This is a genomic window from Pseudomonas sp. R3-56 (assembly GCF_051132075.1).
Classification (GTDB): Bacteria; Pseudomonadota; Gammaproteobacteria; order Pseudomonadales; family Pseudomonadaceae; genus Aquipseudomonas.
Map to the genome: position 1 here is coordinate 5,522,131 of NZ_CP071657.1, position 20,897 is coordinate 5,543,027.

General features: G+C 61.5%; 15 protein-coding genes and 2 tRNA genes. 4 read left to right on the forward strand and 13 right to left on the reverse strand.

Going from position 1 to position 20,897, the window contains the following annotated elements:
* Positions 1 to 188: 188 nt before the first annotated feature.
* From J3P96_RS25120 to rnr, 8 genes are all read right to left on the reverse strand, one after another.
* Positions 189 to 2,489 carry a YgiQ family radical SAM protein gene (locus J3P96_RS25120; RefSeq protein WP_434653816.1) on the reverse strand — a complete coding sequence of 767 codons (2,301 nt, stop codon included), beginning with the start codon at positions 2,487 to 2,489 and terminating at the stop codon, positions 189 to 191.
* A gap of 206 nt (positions 2,490 to 2,695) precedes the next feature.
* The gene (gene dnaB / locus J3P96_RS25125) at positions 2,696 to 4,093 is read right to left on the reverse strand and encodes a replicative DNA helicase (protein ID WP_014336312.1); all 1,398 of its coding nucleotides are present in this window, start codon (positions 4,091 to 4,093) and stop codon (positions 2,696 to 2,698) included.
* A 117-nt stretch (positions 4,094 to 4,210) separates the two neighbouring features.
* Positions 4,211 to 4,657 (reverse strand): 50S ribosomal protein L9, encoded by a 447-nt coding sequence (gene rplI, locus J3P96_RS25130; protein ID WP_003186385.1) that lies wholly within the window; start codon positions 4,655 to 4,657, stop codon positions 4,211 to 4,213.
* 18 nt (positions 4,658 to 4,675) lie between these two features.
* Positions 4,676 to 5,569: a hypothetical protein gene (locus tag J3P96_RS25135; RefSeq protein WP_305497181.1), complete on the reverse strand. Its 894-nt coding sequence runs from the start codon at positions 5,567 to 5,569 to the stop codon at positions 4,676 to 4,678.
* Positions 5,570 to 5,605: 36 nt separating this feature from the next.
* Positions 5,606 to 5,836 (reverse strand): 30S ribosomal protein S18, encoded by a 231-nt coding sequence (rpsR, locus tag J3P96_RS25140; RefSeq protein WP_002551829.1) that lies wholly within the window; start codon positions 5,834 to 5,836, stop codon positions 5,606 to 5,608.
* 28 nt (positions 5,837 to 5,864) lie between these two features.
* Positions 5,865 to 6,293 (reverse strand): 30S ribosomal protein S6, encoded by a 429-nt coding sequence (rpsF, locus tag J3P96_RS25145; RefSeq protein ID WP_003186395.1) that lies wholly within the window; start codon positions 6,291 to 6,293, stop codon positions 5,865 to 5,867.
* Positions 6,294 to 6,533: 240 nt separating this feature from the next.
* Positions 6,534 to 7,295, reverse strand: coding sequence for a 23S rRNA (guanosine(2251)-2'-O)-methyltransferase RlmB (gene rlmB, locus J3P96_RS25150; protein WP_434569997.1), 762 nt, complete (start codon positions 7,293 to 7,295; stop codon positions 6,534 to 6,536).
* Positions 7,292 to 9,910 (reverse strand): ribonuclease R, encoded by a 2,619-nt coding sequence (gene rnr, locus J3P96_RS25155; RefSeq protein ID WP_434653817.1) that lies wholly within the window; start codon positions 9,908 to 9,910, stop codon positions 7,292 to 7,294. The genes rlmB and rnr overlap by 4 nt, the downstream gene beginning before the upstream one ends.
* Positions 9,911 to 10,136: 226 nt before the next feature.
* On the opposite strand from rnr, the gene J3P96_RS25160 reads away from it, so the two are divergent.
* The 4 genes from J3P96_RS25160 (at position 10,137) to J3P96_RS25175 (ending at position 13,349) form a co-directional block, all read left to right on the forward strand.
* Positions 10,137 to 10,223 (forward strand) — tRNA-Leu (locus J3P96_RS25160).
* Positions 10,224 to 10,398: 175 nt separating this feature from the next.
* Positions 10,399 to 10,485: transfer RNA gene (locus J3P96_RS25165), tRNA-Leu, on the forward strand.
* Positions 10,486 to 10,773: 288 nt separating this feature from the next.
* Entirely contained in the window at positions 10,774 to 11,784 is a 1,011-nt protein-coding gene (locus J3P96_RS25170; RefSeq protein WP_434626370.1) for an extracellular solute-binding protein, read from the forward strand.
* The gene (locus J3P96_RS25175; protein ID WP_434653818.1) at positions 11,784 to 13,349 is read left to right on the forward strand and encodes an ABC transporter permease; all 1,566 of its coding nucleotides are present in this window, start codon (positions 11,784 to 11,786) and stop codon (positions 13,347 to 13,349) included. Before J3P96_RS25170 ends, J3P96_RS25175 begins: the two co-directional genes overlap by 1 nt.
* Positions 13,350 to 13,874: 525 nt before the next feature.
* On the opposite strand, the gene J3P96_RS25180 is transcribed toward J3P96_RS25175, so the two are convergent.
* The 5 genes from J3P96_RS25180 to hflK form a co-directional block, all read right to left on the reverse strand.
* Positions 13,875 to 15,809, reverse strand: a complete 1,935-nt coding sequence (locus tag J3P96_RS25180; protein ID WP_434626372.1) for a methyl-accepting chemotaxis protein — start codon at positions 15,807 to 15,809, stop codon at positions 13,875 to 13,877.
* Between the two features lie 151 nt (positions 15,810 to 15,960).
* Complete coding sequence (locus tag J3P96_RS25185; protein ID WP_003186407.1) at positions 15,961 to 17,253, reverse strand: adenylosuccinate synthase; 1,293 nt, start codon at positions 17,251 to 17,253, stop codon at positions 15,961 to 15,963.
* Between the two features lie 54 nt (positions 17,254 to 17,307).
* Entirely contained in the window at positions 17,308 to 18,495 is a 1,188-nt protein-coding gene (locus tag J3P96_RS25190) for an ATP phosphoribosyltransferase regulatory subunit (RefSeq protein WP_434626373.1), read from the reverse strand.
* A gap of 321 nt (positions 18,496 to 18,816) precedes the next feature.
* Positions 18,817 to 19,686, reverse strand: coding sequence for a protease modulator HflC (gene hflC / locus J3P96_RS25195; protein WP_305497195.1), 870 nt, complete (start codon positions 19,684 to 19,686; stop codon positions 18,817 to 18,819).
* The gene (gene hflK, locus J3P96_RS25200) at positions 19,686 to 20,861 is read right to left on the reverse strand and encodes an FtsH protease activity modulator HflK (protein WP_434570002.1); all 1,176 of its coding nucleotides are present in this window, start codon (positions 20,859 to 20,861) and stop codon (positions 19,686 to 19,688) included. The genes hflC and hflK overlap by 1 nt, the downstream gene beginning before the upstream one ends.
* Positions 20,862 to 20,897: the final 36 nt, after the last annotated feature.

A 20,897-nucleotide genomic window follows, 5' to 3' on the forward strand; every position in this document is an offset into this window, starting at 1 on the left:
ACCTGCCCCACCGAGGTGGAAGGTTCTAGGACTGCTGCGCAGCCCAACGGGGATAAATCCCCTCGCCACAAGGACCTCGTATTCACCTCGGCGCCATAACGCGGCGCCACGATAACAAACGGCCAGCACTGCCGCTAGAAAGCAAAACGCCAGCACTCAGGCTGGCGTCTTGCGATTGGGCGGGGCGATCAGCGCGGCACAACCGGCTTGCGCGCAGGCTTCGGTCCCTTGCCCTTGGCCGCATCCTTGCGCTCCTTGGCAGCCTGCTGATTACGGGCGAACGCAGCGGCCTTGGCTTGCTCGCGTTTATCCCAGGCATTGCCGCCGTCACTGGCCCGCGGCGGCAGGCCGGTGTGCTGGGTCAGGATCTTGGTGGTTTCCTTGCCCACCTTGTGGCTGCCAGCCGGCGTCGAGTTCTTGCGACGGGCGCTCTGGTAGCTGTCGGTGGCAGGCTGGTGCAGCGGAATCAGCTGATGCTTGCCCGGCCCGATCAGGTCGGCGCGGCCCATGCGGGTCAGCGCTTCGCGCAGCATCGGCCAGCCTTTCGGGTCGTGATAACGCAAGAACGCCTTGTGCAGGCGACGCTGCTCTTCGCTCTTGACGATGGTCACCGCGTCGCTCTTGTAGGTGACCTTGCGCAGCGGGTTCTTGCCCGAGTGGTACATCGCGGTGGCCGTAGCCATCGGCGACGGATAGAACGCCTGCACCTGGTCGGCCCGGAAGCCGTTGCCCTTGAGCCACAGCGCCAGGTTCATCATGTCTTCGTCGGTAGTGCCCGGGTGAGCCGCGATGAAGTACGGAATCAGGTACTGCTCTTTCCCGGCTTCCTTGGTGTACTTCTCGAACATCCGCTTGAATTTGTCATAGCTGCCGATGCCCGGCTTCATCATCTGGTTGAGCGGACCTTCCTCGGTGTGCTCCGGGGCGATCTTCAGGTAACCGCCGACGTGGTGGGTCACCAGCTCCTTGACGTACTCCGGCGACTCGACCGCCAGGTCGTAACGCAGGCCGGAGGCAATGAGGATCTTCTTCACCCCAGGCAACGCACGGGCGCTGCGGTACAGCTGGATCAGCGACGAGTGGTCGGTATTGAGGTTCGGGCAGATGCCGGGGAACACGCAGGACGGCTTGCGGCACGCGGATTCGATTTCCGGGCTCTTGCAGGCGATGCGGTACATGTTCGCGGTCGGGCCGCCGAGGTCGGAAATGACCCCGGTGAAACCAGGCACCTTGTCGCGGATCTCTTCGATCTCGCGAATGATCGACTCTTCCGAGCGGTTCTGGATGATCCGGCCTTCGTGCTCGGTGATCGAGCAGAAGGTGCAGCCACCAAAGCAGCCACGCATGATGTTTACCGAGAAGCGGATCATCTCGTAAGCGGGGATTTTTTCCTTGCCATACGCCGGATGCGGGACACGCGCGTAAGGCATGCCAAACACGTAGTCCATTTCCTCAGTAGTCATCGGAATGGGCGGCGGGTTGAACCAGACATCGACTTCGCCGTGCTTCTGCACCAGCGCACGTGCGTTGCCCGGGTTGGTTTCCAAATGCAACACGCGGTTGGCGTGGGCATACAGCACCGCGTCGTTGCGCACCTTCTCTACCGATGGCAGGCGAATCACGGTCTTGTCGCGGGTCATCCTCGGGCTCGCCAGGATCTGCACGACCTTGGCTTCGCTCGGGTCCTCGACCGGCCCCTTTTCCTGCTCGATGGCGCAGGCAGCGGTGTCCTGGGTATTCACGTACGGGTTGATGATCTTGTCGACCTTGCCCGGACGGTCGATGCGCGTGGAATCGACTTCGTACCAGCCTTGCGGCGTGTCGCGGCGAATGAATGCGGTGCCGCGCACGTCGGTGATGTCTTCGACTTTGTGGCCGTAGGACAGGCGCTGGGCCACTTCGACAATCGCGCGCTCGGCGTTGCCGTAGAGCAGGATGTCGGCGCAGGCGTCGATCAGGATCGAGTTGCGCACCCGGTCCTGCCAGTAATCGTAGTGGGCGATGCGGCGCAGGGACGCTTCGATACCGCCCAGGACGATCGGCACGTGCTTGTAGGCTTCCTTGCAACGCTGGCTATAGACCAGGCTCGCACGGTCCGGCCGCTTGCCCGCCAAACCGCCCGGCGTGTAGGCGTCATCGGAACGGATTTTCTTGTCGGCGGTGTAGCGGTTGATCATCGAGTCCATGTTGCCGGCCGCGACACCGAAGAACAGGTTGGGCTCGCCGAGCTTCATGAAGTCGTCTTTGGACTGCCAGTTCGGCTGGGCAATGATGCCAACGCGAAAGCCTTGGGCTTCCAGCAGGCGGCCAATGATCGCCATGCCGAACGACGGATGATCGACGTAGGCATCACCGGTCACGATGATGATGTCGCACGAATCCCAGCCGAGCTGATCCATCTCCTCCCTGCTCATCGGCAGGAACGGCGCCGGTCCGAAACATTCGGCCCAGTACTTGGGATAATCGAATAATGGCTTGGCTGCTTGCATGTCGATGACCGGTATAGAAGATGAAAAATCGCGGGCGCGGAATATAGCACAAAAAATAACCAATTGTGGCGAGGGAGCTTGCTCCCGCCCGGCTGCACAGCAGCCGGATCCCCCGCACACCTGGATTACATGTGCAAACTGGGGGCTGCTACGCAGCCCAGCGGGAGCAAGCTCCCTCGCCACAAAGGCGGGTCAAGCGAACAGATTTACTCGTCATCATCAAAATTGTAGCTACCCGGCGCCAGGTTTTCGAAGCGCGTGTATTTGCCGATAAATGCCAGGCGGATGAAGCCGATCGGGCCGTTACGCTGCTTGCCGATGATGATTTCGGCGATGCCCTTGTGTTCCGTCTCGGGGTGATACACCTCGTCACGGTAAACGAACATGATGACGTCGGCGTCCTGCTCGATCGCTCCGGATTCCCGCAAGTCCGAGTTCACCGGACGCTTGTTGGGGCGCTGTTCCAGGGAACGGTTCAACTGCGAAAGGGCAACGACTGGGCAGTTGAATTCCTTGGCCAGGGCCTTGAGGGAACGGGAGATCTCGGAAATCTCGTTGGTCCGGTTGTCGCCGCTAGAGCCGGGGATCTGCATCAACTGCAGGTAGTCGATCATGATCAGCCCGACCTCGCCGTGCTCACGCACCAGGCGGCGGGTTCGGGCGCGCATCTCCGACGGGCTGATACCTGCGGTATCGTCGATGAACAGCTTGCGGTCGTTGAGCAGGTTCACCGCCGAGGTGAGGCGCGGCCAATCGTCGTCTTCCAGCTGGCCGGAACGGACCTTGGTCTGGTCGATACGCCCGAGGGACGAAAGCATACGCATGATCAGCGATTCGCCTGGCATCTCGAGGGAGTACACCAACACAGCCTTTTCACTGCGTAGCACGGCGTTTTCCACCAGGTTCATCGCAAAGGTGGTCTTACCCATGGACGGACGGCCGGCGACGATGATCAAGTCGGACGGCTGCAGGCCGCTGGTCTTCTCGTCGAGGTCGGTGTAGCCGGTGGACAGGCCGGTAATGGCGTTGTCGGTGTTGAACAAGGTGTCGATGCGGTCGATGGCCTTGGTCAGCAGGTCGTTGACGCTTACCGGGCCGCCGGTTTTCGGCCGCGCCTCGGCGATCTGGAAGATCTGCCGCTCGGCTTCGTCGAGAATCTCAGCGGCGGTGCGACCTTCCGGGTTGAACGCACTGTCGGCAATCTCAGTGCTGATGCCGATCAACTGGCGCAAGGTCGCCCGCTCGCGCACGATCTGGGCGTAAGCCTTGATGTTGGCGACCGACGGCGTGTTTTTCGCCAGTTCGCCGAGGTAACCGAGGCCGCCGACCTGGGATGTCTGACCTTCCTTGTCCAATTGCTCGGCCAGGGTCACGACGTCGATCGGCATGTTCTGATCGGCCAACTTGGCGATCGCGCGGAAAATCAGCCGGTGGTCATGCCGATAGAAATCGCCGTCGGAGACTTGATCAAGCACGCGTTCCCAGGCGTTGTTGTCCAGCATCAGACCACCGAGCACGGCCTGTTCGGCCTCGATGGAATGCGGAGGCACCTTCAAGGCAGCGGTTTGCAGATCGTATTGCTCGGGGGCGGTGATTTCGTTCATGGCCACGTCAGGTTATGAAAATCGGGAATTGCAGAAAGACAAAGGGCACGACCTGTAGACAGGATCGTGCCCGATGTTACCGGTTGGCGCCCGAGGGTGCCAACCGACAGGTGTTGCTTAGGCTGCTACCACGACAACGCGTACGGTGGCTTCAACTTCGGCGTGCAGGTGCACGGCTACGTCGAATTCACCTACGTTGCGGATGGTGCCGTTCGGCAGACGAACTTCGCTTTTCGCAACTTCAACGCCGGAGGCGGTCAGTGCGTCAGCAATGTCGTGAGTACCGATCGAACCGAACAGCTTGCCTTCGTCGCCCGCGGTGGCAGTGATGGTCACTTCCAGCTCGGCCAGTTGGGCAGCACGGCTTTCAGCCGATGCCTTACGGTCTGCGGCGGCTTTTTCCAGCTCAGCGCGACGCTCTTCGAACGCAGCCAGGTTGGCAGCGGTCGCAGCGGTGGCTTTGCCGAAAGGCAGCAGGTAGTTACGGCCGTAACCGGCCTTAACGTTTACTTTGTCGCCCAGGTTGCCCAGGTTGGCGATTTTTTCCAGAAGGATCAGTTGCATGTGAAAATCCTCTAACTTTTAACCTTCACCGTTCGCGTTGTCGGCGTCTTTCGGCGCCATACGACCGCGAAAATCAATCAGGCTGTCGACGATGGCCAGGACCACCAGCAACGGATAGATCAGCTGCATGAACAGCAACAACGTGACGTACAACCCGACCAGCCAGAACCTGGCCAGTCGCTTTTGCGCCACAAGCCCGTGAATCAGGGCCAGGGCGGCAAACACCAGCGGTACACTGCACAACGGCGTGAGCATGGCCATCTGCGGACCGAAATTCGGCCCCAGGAGCATGCCCGCCAGCAGTAACATCGCCAGCCCGAGCGGGAAACGAATGGCGCGAAATTCGCGACCAAAACCACCCGGGTTGTACAACAACGCTTGCCAGTAGCGCCCGATAATCAGGCTCAGCACACTGACGATTTGCAACAAGGCCGCAATCAGGCCGGTCAGGACCGGTGCGATCAGGGACGCGAAACGCGCCTGCTCCTCTGCCGACATCTGTTGGTAGAGATCACCGAGGGCCTCGGGCAGGATTTTTATCAAAGCCTGCGAGAGCATCTCGATCTGGGGTGCGAAAGCCACCCCGAGCACCACTGAAAACACCACTCCCATCGCTATGCTGACCAGCAGCACGCGGTTCCAGGATTCGCTGGCGCGCAACACCAACGCCAGCGCCGAAGACCCCAGCAGCACCATCAGTGCCCGCGGGTCAGCGGAATACAACCACCAGAGCAAGGCCGGCAGCAGTCCCAGAGCAAGAACGCCAAGGGCGTCCCTCAATCCGCGCCGCAGGAGTACGAGACTCACCGCGGCAGCACCCAACCAATACAACAACGGCAATGCCGCGCATCCAGCCACTACGAGAGTGGCCTGCATACGACCGCGCATGATGAACTCAGCTAAGGCGCGCATGCATTCAATCCTTTGCTACGTATCGACTGCCCGGTCTCAGCGGCCGTGGCTGTCGGTGTAGGCCAGCAGGGCCAGGAAGCGGGCGCGCTTGATAGCGGTGGCCAGCTGACGCTGATAACGTGCTTTGGTACCGGTGATACGGCTTGGAACGATTTTGCCGGTCTCGGATACGTAGGCTTTCAGAGTGTTGAGATCTTTGTAATCGATCTCTTTCACGTCTTCAGCGGTGAAGCGGCAGAATTTACGACGACGGAAGAAACGTGCCATGTGATTGGCTCCTTAAAAGGTCCGTGGATTACTCGTCAGCGTTATCGCTGTTGTCGCTGTCGCTATCGCTGTCATCGCCATCGGCGCTGTCAGAGTGCTCAGGACGGTCGCGACGCTCACGGCGCTCACTGCGGTTTTCTTCAGCCTTGAGCATCTCGGATTGGCCGGTGACGGCTTCTTCGCGACGGATGACCAGGTTACGGATCACTGCATCGTTGTAGCGGAAGTTGTCTTCCAGCTCGGCCAGGGCCTTGCCGGTGCACTCAACGTTCAGCATCACGTAGTGAGCCTTGTGAACATTGTTGATTGCGTAGGCCAGTTGACGACGGCCCCAATCTTCCAGACGGTGGATTTTGCCGCCGTCTTCTTCGATCAGCTTGGTGTAACGCTCAACCATGCCGCCGACTTGCTCGCTTTGATCCGGGTGGACCAAAAAGATGATTTCGTAATGACGCATGAATGCTCCTTACGGGTTGTAGCCTGCCGCTCAAAAACGGTCAGACAAGGAGTGAATGACACTTATGGACTTGAGGACGCTAGACACATAAGTGCCTGCCATCACAGCAAGGGGCGCAATTGTAGAGAAGGGTCGAGGGCGGCGCAAGGCAATTGGCGATTATTTGAACAACCACCACTTTCAATTACACACAGACCAATGTGGGAGCGAGCAGGCTCGCTCCCACAAGGTGTACGGCGATCAGGGCTTTTTGGCGGCAGCCTTGGCCCCACGCTGGCGCTGGGCTTCGAACAGGCACACGCCGGTGGCAACCGAGACGTTGAGACTGCTGACACTGCCGGCCATCGGCAGCTTGACCAGGTAATCGCAATGCTCGCGGGTCAGGCGGCGCATGCCCTTGCCTTCGGCGCCCATGATCAGGATGGTCGGGCCGGTCAGGTCCTGGTCATAGATGCTGACCTCGGCCTCGCCCGCCGTGCCGACGACCCACAAGCCGCGCTGCTGGAGTTTTTCCAGGGTGCGCGCCAGGTTGGTCACGGCCACCAGTGGGATCACTTCCGCCGCGCCGCAGGCGACTTTACGCACGACCGGGGTCAGGGTGGCCGACTTGTCTTTTGGCACGATCACCGCCAACGCCCCGGCGGCATCCGCCGAACGCAGGCAGGCGCCGAGGTTGTGCGGGTCGGTCACGCCGTCCAGCACCAGCAGCAACGGCGCGCCCTCGGTGCGATCGAGCAACTCGTCGAGCATCGCCTCGCCCCAGACTTGACTCGGGCTGACTTCGGCCACGACGCCCTGGTGCACGCCTTCAACCCAGGCGTCCATCTCACGCCGCTCGGCCTGGCCGACCGCCACGCGATTTTCGCCCGCCAGCTCGATCAACGTCTGGACACGCGGATCGCTGCGCCCTTCCGCCAACCAGATCTGCTTGACCCGCTTGGGGTGGTGACGCAACAGCGCCTCTACGGCATGCACGCCGTAGATTTTTTCCAGCTGACTCATGACTTGCCCTTGGGTTTACGCGCCCCGCCGCTCTTGGCCGGGGCCGAGCCCGCTTTCGGCGGACCTTTACGGTGCTTGCTCGGCTTGCTGGTCGCCTTGTCCGGGGTCGACCTTCCGGTCTTTCCCCCAGACGCCGCTTTACCACCGTTCTTGGCTTCGGCCAGCAACGCCTGTTTCATTTCACGGCTTTTGCGCAACTCGGCATTTTTCGCCGCCGCATCGCTCGGGCGATAGGCCTCGACAGCCTTCTCCTTGGCCGAACCGCGGCGCCCCGACTTGGCCGGGGCAGGCTCGGCGGTGGTCTTGGTTGCTGGCGCAGCCGTTTCGGTGCCGCGCTTCTTGCGACCGATCGGCGCGCTGATGGTTTTTTCGGCCATCTCGAAGTCGATCTTGCGCTCGTCCAGATCGACGCGCATCACCCGCACTTCAACGGTATCGCCAAGACGGAAGCTGCGACCGGTGCGCTCGCCCGCCAGGCGGTGATGCACAGGATCGAAGTGGTAGTAGTCGCCCGGCAGCGCGGTGACATGCACCAGGCCTTCGACGTAGATATCGGTCAGCTCGACGAACAGGCCGAAACCGGTCACTGCGGTGATCACGCCCGGGAAAGACTCACCCACGCGATCCTTCATGTACTCGCACTTGAGCCAGTTCACCACGTCGCGGGTCGCTTCGTCGGCACGTCGCTCGCTCATCGAGCATTGCTCGCCGAGCTGCTCCAGGGCCGCCTCGTCGTACGGGTAGATACGCGCCTTGGGGATGGTCATCGCGCCGGCACGCTTGACGTGCGGGGTGTCCATCTTCGAGTGGATCACGCTGCGAATCGCCCGGTGCGTGAGCAGGTCGGGGTAGCGACGGATCGGCGAAGTGAAGTGGGTGTAGGCTTCGTAATTCAGGCCGAAGTGGCCCTGGTTGTCGGCGCTGTACACCGCCTGGCTCAGCGAACGCAGCATCACGGTCTGGATCAGGTGGAAATCCGGACGATCCTTGATGCTCGCCAGCAAGGCCTGGTAATCCTTCGGCGACGGACCTTCCTTGCCCTTGTGCAACGACAGGCCAAGCTCGCCCAGGAATGCCCGCAATTTTTCCAGACGCTCTGGCGGAGGACCGTCGTGGACGCGGTACAGCGCAGGAATTTCATGCTTCTTCAGGAACTCGGCCGTGGCCACGTTGGCCGCCAGCATGCATTCCTCGATCAGCTTGTGGGCGTCGTTGCGAATCGTCGGACGGATCTCGGCGATCTTGCGCTCGGTACCGAAGATGATCCGGGTTTCCTGGGTTTCGAAATCGATCGCGCCCCGCACGTGACGCGCCGCCAGCAATACCTTGTACAGCGCGTAGAGCTGCTTGAGGTGCGGCACCACGTCGGTGTACTCGCCGCGCAGCTTGCGCGATTCGGCGAGTTTCGGCGTTTCCAGCATCGCACTGACCTTGTTGTAGGTCAGGCGGGCATGGGAATGGATCACCGCTTCATAGAAGCAGTAGTTGGTCATCTCGCCGGATTTGGAGATATCCATCTCGCAAACCATGGCCAGGCGATCGACCTGGGGATTGAGCGAACACAGGCCGTTGGACAACTGCTCGGGCAGCATCGGCACGACGCGCTCGGGGAAATACACCGAGTTGCCGCGCACCTGGGCCTCGGCATCCAGTGCCGAGCCGAGCTTCACGTAGCTGGAGACGTCGGCAATCGCCACGTACAACTTCCAGCCGCCGGAGAACAAGCGCAACTTGCCTGGCTTGGCTTCGCAGTAGACCGCGTCGTCGAAGTCCCGGGCGTCTTCGCCGTCAATGGTGACGAACGGCAGATGACGCAGGTCGATGCGCTTCTCTTTGTCCTTCTCTTCGACTTCCGGCTTGAGCTTGGCAGCTTCCTTGAGCACCGCCTCAGGCCAGACGTGGGGGATGTCATAAGTGCGCAGGGCAACGTCGATTTCCATGCCCGGAGCCATGTAGTTGCCGACCACTTCCACCACGTCGCCTTGCGGCTGGAAGCGCGGGGTTGGCCAGTGGGTGATTTTCACCTCGACGAACTGACCGACCTGGGCGTTGGCGTTGCGGCCCGGCGTCACCAGCACTTCCTGCTGGATCTTCGGGTTGTCGGCGACGACAAAACCGATGCCGCCCTCTTCGAAATAACGACCAACAATGGTCTCGTGGGCACGGGACACCACTTCGACGATCACACCCTCACGACGCCCACGGCGATCCAGGCCGGAGACACGGGCCAGGGCGCGGTCGCCGTCGAACACCAGGCGCATCTGCGCCGGGCTCATGAACAGGTCGTCACTGCCGTCATCCGGAATCAGGAAGCCGAAGCCGTCGCGGTGCCCGGCAATACGACCCAGGATCAGATCGAGCTTGTCGACCGGCGCATAAGTGCCACGGCGGGTATAGATCAGTTGAGCGTCGCGCTCCATGGCGCGCAGACGGCGGCGCAGGGCCTCGAGCTGGTCCTCGGTGGTCAGACCGAATTCTTCGACCAACTGCTCACGGCTAGCAGGCGAACCCCGATCGGCGAGATGCGCCAGGATCAGTTCGCGGCTAGGAATAGGGTTTTCATATTTTTCCGCTTCACGAGCGGCCTCGGGATCGAGGGACTGCCAATCGGCCATTAGAGAGTTTTCACCTTGTCTATATGCGGGTTAGTTTGGCATAGGCGTAATGAAACGGGAAATTTCAAGCGTCAGATGCCTTTTCTAAAGCCTTTTGACACGCCTTTAAAGCCTGTGATTGCACCGCTCGTGAAATTTAGCTTTTTTTTTGCACCGAGGGGTTTACAGTTAAAAACACGCTCCGTATAGTGCGCGCCATCGACGACGCACACACGTTGTCGATATTGCCCAGATGGTGAAATTGGTAGACACGCCAGCTTCAGGTGCTGGTGACCGCAAGGTCGTGGAAGTTCGAGTCTTCTTCTGGGCACCAATTTCAAGCAGCAGATAATGTCTGCGAGCTTTCACAGAAACCCGCGAAAGCGGGTTTTTGCATTTTTGCCCCCGCCGTTTCGTTTTGGCAATTACCAAAACAAAAACAGGGGTTTACAGATCAAAACGCGCTCCGTATAGTGCGCGACATCAACAGCGGCAACGCTGAAGATACTGCCCAGATGGTGAAATTGGTAGACACGCCAGCTTCAGGTGCTGGTGACCGCAAGGTCGTGGAAGTTCGAGTCTTCTTCTGGGCACCAATTCAAGCTTCAAGGTCAGATGCCTTGAACCTCACAGAAACCCGCGAAAGCGGGTTTTTGCGTTTTCGGGATCCGGAAATTCCCTCTGTGGCGAGGGGATTTATCCCCGCTGGGCTGCGTAGCAGCCCCAAAAGCAACGATCTCAATCTTACTGGCACCGAGTTGTCTGGCCGGGGGCCGCTGCGCAGCCCAACGGGGATAAATCCCCTCGCCACAACGCACATGAGAAACAATATCGTTTATCATTGTTACAAGTTTTTGCTACACGACAGTGAGGAACCCCCGCGAATGATGTTTCGAACCACCCTGCGCCGCGCCCTGACCTGCACCCTGCTCGGCCTGACCCTCGCAACGCCCCTCACCCAAGCCGCCGACAAGGTGGAACTGACTCTCTACAACGGCCAGCACAAAGAAGTTGGCGATGAACTGGCCAAGGCCTTCGAGGCCAAGACCGGCATCCACGTCAACGTGCGCAAGGGCAGCAGCAACCAGCTTGCCAGCCAGGTTGTCGAAGAAGGCGAGCGCTCCCCTGCCGACGTGATCTACACCGAAGAGTCGCCGCCCTTGAACAAGCTCGGCGAGCAAGGGCTGCTGGCGAAGATCGACGACGCCACGCTCAACGTACTACCCAAGGATTATGTTGCGAGCAATGGCACCTGGATGGGCGTGACCGCCCGCGTGCGTGTGGTTGCCTACAACCCCAAACTGATCGACGAGAAAGATCTGCCGAAAACCGTCCTCGATTTCGCCCAGCCGCAATGGCAGGGCAAGGTCGGCTTTGTACCAACCAGCGGCGCGTTCCAGGAGCAAGCCGTCGCCATCATCAAGTTGCACGGGATGGACGCCGCCGAGGAATGGCTCACCGGGCTGCGCGCGTTCGGCAAGGTCTACAGCAACAATATGGTTGCCCTCAAGGCCGTGGAAAACGGCGAAGTGGCGACGGTCCTGGTGAACAATTACTACTGGTTCGCGCTGCAGCGAGAGATGGGCCAGCTCGACTCCAGGCTGCACTATTTCACCGGAGGTGATGCCGGCGGCCTGGTGACCGTGTCCAGCGCCGCTGCGCTGAAATCCAGCAAGCACCCCAAGGAAGCCCAACAACTGCTCGCCTACATGGCCAGTGAAGAAGGCCAGCGCGTGATTACCCAGACGTCCGCCGAGTACCCCCTCCACAAAGGCATGGTGTCGGACCGTGGCCTCAAGCCGTTCACTGAACTTGAACCGCCAAAAGTCACTCCGGCCGACCTCGGCAATGCTGAAGAAGCCCTGGAGCTGGAACGTGAAGTCGGCCTGAACTGATGACACCGTCGCTGAACGCTCCCTCTGCCGCGAGGAGCTATATTCCCCGGCGCAAGCGCCCGTCGATCGGTCTGCTGCTCCCGGTTCTGCTGCTGGTGCTGCTGAGCGCGTTGCCGCTCCTGTATGTCATCGCGAAGGCCTGGCAGGCCGGTTGGACAGAAGCATTGCACTTGCTCTGGCGGCCTTATGTATTCGGCCTGCTGCGCAACACCTTGGCGCTGATGATCGGTGTCACGCTGGCCTGTGGCGTGATCGGCCTGTCGCTGGCCTGGCTTTTGGAGCGCAGCGATCTGCCGGGACGCAGGGTCTGGGGCGTGATCCTCTGCCTGCCATTCGCAGTGCCGGCGTTTGTCAGCAGCTTCACCTGGGTATCGCTCAGCGCGCAATTCGAAGGACTGGGCGGGGCCATCCTGGTCATGACGCTGTCCAAATATCCGCTGATTTTCCTGCCGGTGGCGGCAACGCTACGCAATCTCGATCCCTCTCTCGAGGAATCCGCACGAACCCTGGGGCAAAATCGCTGGGGCGTGTTTTTTCGCGTCACCCTGCCATTGCTCTGGCCCTCGCTGCTGGCCGGCTCACTGTTGATTGCCTTGCACATGCTGGTGGAGTTCGGCGCGCTGTCGATCATCGGACTGCAAACGTTTACCACCGCGATCTATCAACAATTCGAGCTGGAGTTCAGCAACGCCAATGCCGCCATGCTGTCAGCGGTGCTGTTGGTGCTTTGCCTGGCACTGTTGTGGCTGGAATTGCGCGTGCGCGGCAAGGGCCGCCACGTACGCACCGGACAAGGCGCGGCACGCCGCGCGGAACAGGTACGGCTCGGCCCCTGGGCGTTCCTCGGCCAGCTGTATTGCGCGGCATTGACGGTCATTGGCAGCGGTATTCCGCTGGGGATGCTGGTGTATTGGCTGGCGGTGGGCACTTCCGCCGCCTTCCCGGTGGGCGAGATCGGCGAAGCCCTGCTGTCATCCCTGGCGCTGTCACTGGGCGGCGCCGCGCTGTGCCTTGTACTCGCGGTGCCGGTCGGCCTGCTGGTGGTGCGTCACAAGGGGCGCCTGGCGCTATGGGCAGAACGCCTGCCGTATTTGCTGCATGCACTGCCAGGCCTGGTGATTGCCCTGAGCCTGGTGTATTTCGCGCTGCACTATGTGCCGGCGCTTTATCAGACCTCGGGTTTGCTGCTGATTGCCTACGCGCTGCTGTTCCTGCCGCTGGCCCAGGCGCCGGTGCGCACGGCGCTGAACAAGGCCGCGCCGCAGCTGGAAGAGGCGGCTCGCACGCTGGGGGCTTCTTCTTTCAGTGCGTTTTGCCGGGTGACCTTGCCGATTATCTTCCCGGCGCTGGGGGCGGCATTTGCGCTGGTGTTCCTGGACGCGATGAAAGAACTGACTGCTACTTTGCTGCTCAGCCCGACCGGGCTCAACACCCTGGCGACAGCGGTCTGGGCACATACCTCGAACGTCGAGTTTGCGGCAGCGGCGCCTTACGCGGCGCTGCTTATCCTGGTGTCGGGGTTGCCGGTCTATTTGCTGACGACGCGGATGTATCTGAGCCGCTGAAATCGCTTTCGCGAGCAGGCTCGCTCCTACAGGGGCTTGTTGCGCATGTGGATGCAATGAACACTGGAGATCAGCGTGGGAGCGAGCCTGCTCGCGAAAGCGGTGGGTCAGCTTGCATCAGCGTTGAATGTGCCGCCTTCGCGAGCAGGCTCGCTCCCACAATGGGATTGGAATACAACCGAAGAGCCAGGTCGGCTGTAAGGCCGCCTCGCCGTGGATGTTGATCTCGGCGCCCCGTTAACCACGCTGGCCGAACGCAGGTATTGCGCAGTGGGCATCCCGGCATGGATGCGGGGATAGCCGCGCTGGGCCAGGGACGGCCCTTCGCGGCGGGCCCACGGAGCAATGCCGGAGTGAGGGCATGCCGAGCCCAAGCGAGGCACCGAGTGGTGGGGCAAAAGCGTTTTGCTTACTTTTGCGCTTCATAAAAGTGAGCCGCCGTCAGGGCGGAACCCTAAGCAGCCGTTACTACAGCAACGGATATGTACCCGGTCAAACTGTCAGCCCGTCATCGCCTCCACCTGATCAGGCCCTGAACTGCCCCAGGCTCGCCTTCAACTGCGCCGCCAGACTGTCCAACACCTTGCCGCTGGCAGTGGTCTCGACCACCGCCTGGGCGGCTTTTTCGGCCTGGGCGTGGATGGTTTCCACCCGTCCGCGCACCGCTTGGGCGCCCTGGGCCTGATGCGCCGCTGCCTGGGTCGCCAGGCCGATGGCCGCGTGGACCTGCTCGACCGAAGCCTGCACTGATTGCTGCAGGCGCGCGCTGTCTCGCAGCACCGCCAGCCCCTCGTTCGCTTGTCGTCCAGCCTGGCCAATCGCAGCCACCGCTTCGCGCGCACCTTGTTGCAAGGCGACGATATGCGCCTGGATGTCGCCGGTCGAACTCTGGGTCTTGCTCGCCAGTGCCCGCACCTCATCCGCCACCACCGCAAATCCGCGCCCGGTTTCGCCTGCCCGCGCCGCTTCGATGGCCGCGTTCAACGCCAGCAGGTTGGTTTGCTCGGCGATGCCATGGATAACCGTCAGGACCACTTCGATCTGCTCGCTCTGCTGCGCCAGCCGCTCGATGACCTTCGCCCCGGTGTCGACCTGTCCGGCCAGCGCTTCGATCAAGCCGCCTACCTTGGCCGCGGTGCGGGTCGTTTCATCGGTGGCCTGGCGGATCTCCACTACCTGCTGCAAGGCCGCCTGCATCGCCTGGCTTTCCGATTGCGCCTCATCAGCCATCTGCGACAACGCCCGCAGGCTCTCGGCCACTTCGTCGCGCTGCATGCCGGCCGCCGCGTCGGCGCCGGAGTTGCGCAGGGTCATCGCACCGATTTCCTGGCCGGTGCGCTGGGCCACGTCACCCGCTTCACGCACGATAGGTTGCAATTTGTCGACAAAACGATTGACCGCCGAAGCCATGTCGCCAATTTCATCCTTGCTGCTGATCTGTACACGCTTGGTCAGATCGCCCTCGCCCGCCGCCAGGTCGTTCATCGCTGCAATCAACAGCTTCAAGCGATTGACCACTCGCCGCCCCAGCACCACGGCCAGCAATGCCAGCACGCCGAACCCGACCAGCGCCAGGCCCAGGCCGATGCGCCAGCGCAACGTTCCCGCAGCCTCCTGCACGGTGGCGGCGGTATTGGTCTGCATTTGCGTGGCGGTTGCCTGCGCCGAGCCCAGGCGGCCACGCATGGCGGTGGCGCTGTCGGCGGCTGCGCCCTTGAGGCTGTCACCGACCAATTGGTCGCTGCTGGCGATCAGGGCCGAGAAACGCTGGTCCAGCGCTTTCAGATCGGTTTCCACCGAGGCGGTAGAAACGCCCATCAGCACTTTGCCAATTTCCACACCGTTGGGGTTGATCGACGCTTCGAGGTAATAGACCGACGGGTCGTTCTTCGCCGCGTCCAGCACCTTGTCCAGTGCTCGCTCGCCCTTGCCTTTTTCCAGCAGGGCCTTGTTGATCGGGTTTTCCCGGTTCAGATAACGAGTCAGGTGCTCGCCGGCAGCGTCGTCATAGATGACGAACAACACGTTGGGATTGCGCTGGGCGCGGCGGGCGAATTCGGAAAGGGTCGGCACGTCGCTGTCCCACATGGCGCGAGGCGCGACCGAGGCCAAAAGCTGCGCCATATCATTGGCGGAATCCCTCAGGTCTTTTTCCAGAGTCGCACGCAGATGGGCCTGTTCCTCCTTCAGCCGCGAGGACAAACCGGCGTTCAACCGTTGGCGGGTGCTGGCGGAAAGGCTATCGAGGCTGGAGGTGACTTCACGCCCGGCCTGCTCCAGCTCACCGGAGAGTTTCTGGCTGTCAGCCCCAAGGCGCGCGTTCAGGTCGGCCTCCAGCGCAGTGACCGTGCTTCGGGTCAGCGCAACGGCGACCAGTACCTGCACCAAAAGGGCGATACCGAGCGTAACGAAAACAGGCCGCAGCAAACGGCTTTGTAACAGTGAGAGAACGGCCGACACAGGGGAATCCCTCTACTAACGCCAGTAAATTGATGGCACTTCACAAGAAGTACTTATTATCAAGGGTGCGTAGCAAAGGTCGTGCCGTCTGACAGACAGAGACGACAAAGGACCCAAACGAGGGTCCTTTGTGAGTTACATCAACGACTTATCAGGCGAAAGGATGACGCAGAACGATGGTTTCGTTGCGGTCCGGCCCCGTCGAAATAATGTCGATCGGCGCACCGACCAGCTCTTCGACGCGCTTGATGTAGTTGCGGGCCGCCACGGGCAGCTCTTCCAGGGTCTTGGCGCCCACGGTCGATTCGGTCCAGCCTGGCATCTGCTCGTACACCGGCTCCAGGCCAATGTAGCTGTCTGCATCGGTCGGTGCGTCGATGACGGCGCCGTCCTGGTTCTTGTAGCCCACGCAGATGTTGATGGTCTCCAGGCCGTCCAGCACGTCCAGCTTGGTCAGGCACAGGCCCGAGATGCTGTTGACGTCGATGGCGCGACGCAGGATGACGGCATCGAACCAGCCGCAACGACGGGCACGGCCGGTGGTGGCACCGAACTCGTGGCCGCGCTTGGCCAGGAAGGCACCGACGTCGTCGAACAGCTCGGTCGGGAACGGGCCCGAACCGACGCGGGTGGTGTAGGCCTTGGTGATGCCGAGGATGTAGTCCAGGTACATCGGGCCAAAACCCGAACCGGTGGCGATGCCGCCAGCGGTGGTGTTGGAGCTGGTGACGTACGGGTAGGTGCCGTGGTCGATATCCAGCAGCGAACCCTGGGCGCCTTCGAACATGATGTCCTTGCCGGCACGGCGCAGCTCGTGCAGCTCGGCGGTAACGTCGAGCATCATTGGCTTGAGCAGCTCGGCGTATTCCATGCACTCGTCCAGGGTCTTCTGGAAGTCGATGGCCGGCTCTTTGTAGTAATTGACCAGGACAAAGTTGTGGTAGTCCAGCAACTCGCCCAGCTTGGCGGCGAAACGTTCGCGGTGGAACAGGTCGCCGATGCGCAGGCCGCGACGGGCGACCTTGTCTTCATAGGCCGGGCCGATGCCGCGACCGGTGGTGCCGATCTTCAGCTCGCCACGGGCCTTTTCACGGGCCTGGTCCAGCGCAACGTGATAGGACAGGATCAGCGGGCAGGACGGGCTGATGCGCAGGCGCTCGCGCACCGGTACACCCTTCTCTTCCAGCTTGATGATTTCCCGCAGCAGGGCGTCGGGGGCAACCACCACGCCGTTGCCGATCAGGCACTGCACGCCTTCGCGCAGCACGCCCGAGGGAATCAGGTGCAGAACGGTTTTCTCACCGTCGATCACCAAGGTGTGACCTGCGTTGTGGCCACCCTGGTAGCGCACTACGGCGGCAGCATGTTCGGTCAGCAGATCAACGATCTTGCCTTTGCCCTCATCACCCCACTGGGTGCCCAGGACTACGACATTCTTACCCATAACACTTGTCCTCATTTGCGCAAACTTGGTGCCGGCGATGGCCGGCAGGAAAACTCAAGAAGCCAGCGGCAATACTTGCCAAAGCCCGTTCTGCTGAATCAATTGCCGGTCGCAGTCCGCTTCACGGGCGGCGGCCAAAGGTTGCCCAGGCAATGCCTGGACGACACGCTGACCCTCACCGCGCAACTGGCAGACCATCTGCCAGAGTGCCGCATCCGTACTGTCAGGCATCCAGATACCGCCAGACGGTAACTCGATCTCAGCACGCCCCAGGGTCACCAGGGTTTTCAAATCGGTAGAGAAGCCGGTCGCCGGACGGGCACGACCGAAATCGGCACCGATGTCGTCGTAGCGACCGCCCTGGGCGATGGACTGGCCAACGCCCGGTACGAACACCGCGAACACCACGCCGGTGTGGTAGTGATAACCGCGCAGTTCACCCAGGTCGAAATACAACGGCAGCTCCGGGAAACGCACCGACAGACGCTCGGCAATCGCCAACAAGTCATCAAGGGCCGCCAGCACAGGGGCCGGCGCACCGGCCAGACGCTCGCGAGCGGCGCCCAGCACCTCACGGCCGCCACACAGATCCACCAATGCCCGCAGCATGCCGGATAATTGTGTCGGCAGGCCTTCGGTCAGGCTGATGACTTCGTCGATGGCCTTGCGCTGCAACGCATCGAACAACTGCTGTTCCACTTCGCCGGACAGGCCGGCCGCACGCGCCAGGCCGCGGTAGATGCCGACATGGCCCAGGTCCATGTGGACATCCGGCACGTCAGCCAGTTGCAGCATGGCCAGCATCAGGCTGATGACTTCCACGTCGCTGCTCGGGCTCGCGTCGCCGTACAGCTCGGCGCCCAGCTGGATCGGGCTGCGCGAAGACGACAAGGCACGCGGCAAGGCATGCAGGACACTGCCGGCATAGCACAGGCGGCTCGGACCTTCACGACGCAGGGTGTGGGCATCGATGCGCGCCACTTGTGGCGTGATGTCGGCCCGAAAGCCCATCTGCCGACCCGACTGCGGATCGATGACCTTGAAGGTGCGCAGATCCAGGTCCTGGCCCGCGCCGGTCAGCAGGGATTCCAGGTACTCGATATGCGGGGTCACGACAAACTCGTAACCCCAGCTCTGGAACAGATCCAACACCTGCCGACGCGCTACTTCGATACGCGCGGCCTCCGGTGGCAGTACTTCTTCGATGCCATCTGGCAGCAGCCAGCGGTCTACCGTTGCCATTACGCCATTCCCCTATGATCCGGGCGGCCAACTTTCGGGCTGGCCTTGAGTGAAGCAGAAAATGCCCGCGCCATGCGAAAAACCGCAAACCACGCGCAAGGGCGACGTGACGAATGGCCTTGAATCGGCCTCGCCAAGCACTTTCCTCGAAAAACCTGTCGGGTCATTTCACCCGACGCCTGCAACCAACACCACAATCGAACGTGCAGACGCAAAAAAGCCGGGAATTTCCCGGCTGCCGCATCATACACACGTTTTCCCAAAGGATCACCCCGCCCGACGTTTTAGCCGCCGGGCGGAGTGCTTCAGGTCAACGTCGCATCAAGGCTTGGCCTTTTCCAGGTAGTGGAAAAAGTCGCTGCTTGGGTCCAGGACCAGAACGTCGGACTTGTTCGCGAAGCTTTCACGGTAGGCGCGCAGGCTACGATAGAACGCGTAGAACTCCTGATCCTGGCCGTAGGCCTTGGCGTAGATCGCAGCGGCCTGGGCATCGCCATCACCACGGACTTCTTCCGATTCGCGATAGGCTTCGGCCAGCAGCACACGGCGTTGGCGATCGGCGTCGGCACGGATGCCTTCAGCCAGCTCGTTACCCTTGGCACGGTGCTCGCGGGCTTCACGCTCACGCTCGGTGCTCATGCGCTCGAACACGCTGCGGTTCACTTCCTTCGGCAGGTCGATGGCCTTGACGCGGACATCGACCACTTCGATACCCAGCTCTTTTTCCGCCATCGTGTTCAGCGAACGGGTGATGTCGGACATGAGCGCATCGCGCTCACCTGAGACCACTTCATGCAGGGTACGCTTACCGAACTGGTCACGCAGACCCGATTCCAGGCGACGGGACAGACGTTCGTCAGCGATCTGCTTAAGGCCGGACGTAGCAGTGTAGAAGCGCTCGGCATCCTTCACGCGCCACTTGGCGTAGGCATCGACCATCACGGCTTTCTTTTCCAGCGTCAGGAAGCGCTGCGTCGGCGCGTCCAGCGTCATCAGGCGGGCGTCGAACTTGCGCACCTTGTTGACGTACGGCACTTTCACATGCAGCCCCGGCTGGACATCAGCCTGGACCACGCGACCGAACTGCAGCAACACCGCACGCTCGGTCTGAGCCACGATGTAGAAGCAGTTCCAGGCAGCGATCGCCACGACGACACCGACAATAAGGGCGATCAGCGATTTATTGCTCATCAGCGACTCTCCCTGGTACGTGCTTGCTGTTGCTGCAGGTCCGCCGCCGCGCGGGCATTGGCTTCATTGCTGGCGGCTGCCGCCGCGCCGGTTGACGGCGTGCCGGTGTTGCGACCGCTCTCGACCATCTTGTCCAGCGGCAGGTACAGCAGATTGCTCTGGCCATTCTTGTTGCCGGTCACGAGGACCTTGCTGGTATTACTGAAGACTTCCTGCATGGTGTCCAGGTACAGACGCTGGCGGGTCACTTCAGGAGCCTTGCGATACTCGGCCACCAGCTTGGTGAAGCGATCAGCCTCACCCTTGGCGCGGGAAACCACTTCGTCGCGATAACCGTTGGCATCCTCGATGATGCGCTGGGCCTGGCCACGGGCTTCCGGCACGACGCCGTTGGCGTAGGTTTCGGCCTGGTTGCGCGAACGCTGCTCGTCTTCACGGGCACGGATCACGTCGTCGAAGGCTTCCTGGACTTCACGCGGTGCCGCTGCGCTCTGCACGTTGACCTGGGTGACGGTGATACCGGTGCGATAGGTGTCGAGGAAGCGTTGCAGACGCTCCTTGATTTCGCTGGCCATCAGCTCGCGACCTTCGGTCAGCACCTGGTCCATGGCGGTGGAGCCCACCACATGGCGCAAGGCACTCTCAGTCGCGTGTTGCAGGCTGATTTCCGGCTGGTCGACGTTCAGCACGAAGTCCTGCAGGTTGGTGATCTTGTACTGCACGGTCAGCGGCACTTCGACGATGTTCTCGTCCTCGGTGAGCATCTGGCCCTGCTTGGTGTAGGCACGCTCACGCGTGACGTTCTCCATGTACTTCTGGTCGATCGGCGGGAAATAGATGTTCAGGCCCGGGCCGACGGTTTCGTAGTACTTGCCGAAGCGCAGCACCACGGCTTGCTCCTGCTCGTCCACGACATACACCGCGCTGTACAGCCAGACAGCCGCAAGCACGACAAGACCGATGCCGAGCAGGCCGAAACCACCGCCTCTGCCCGGACGGCTGCCGCCATCGTCACCGCGTTTCTTACCACCACCGAACAAACCGTTCAGGCTTTCCTGCAGCTTGCGGAAGGCCTCGTCGAGATCCGGTGGTCCCTTGCGGTCGCCGTTGTTACGACGCTTGCCGCCCCAGGGATCCTGGTTGTTCGAGTTGCCACCCGGCTCATTCCAAGCCATAGCGCTCTCCATCTGATAAAGCAAAGACGCACCCAC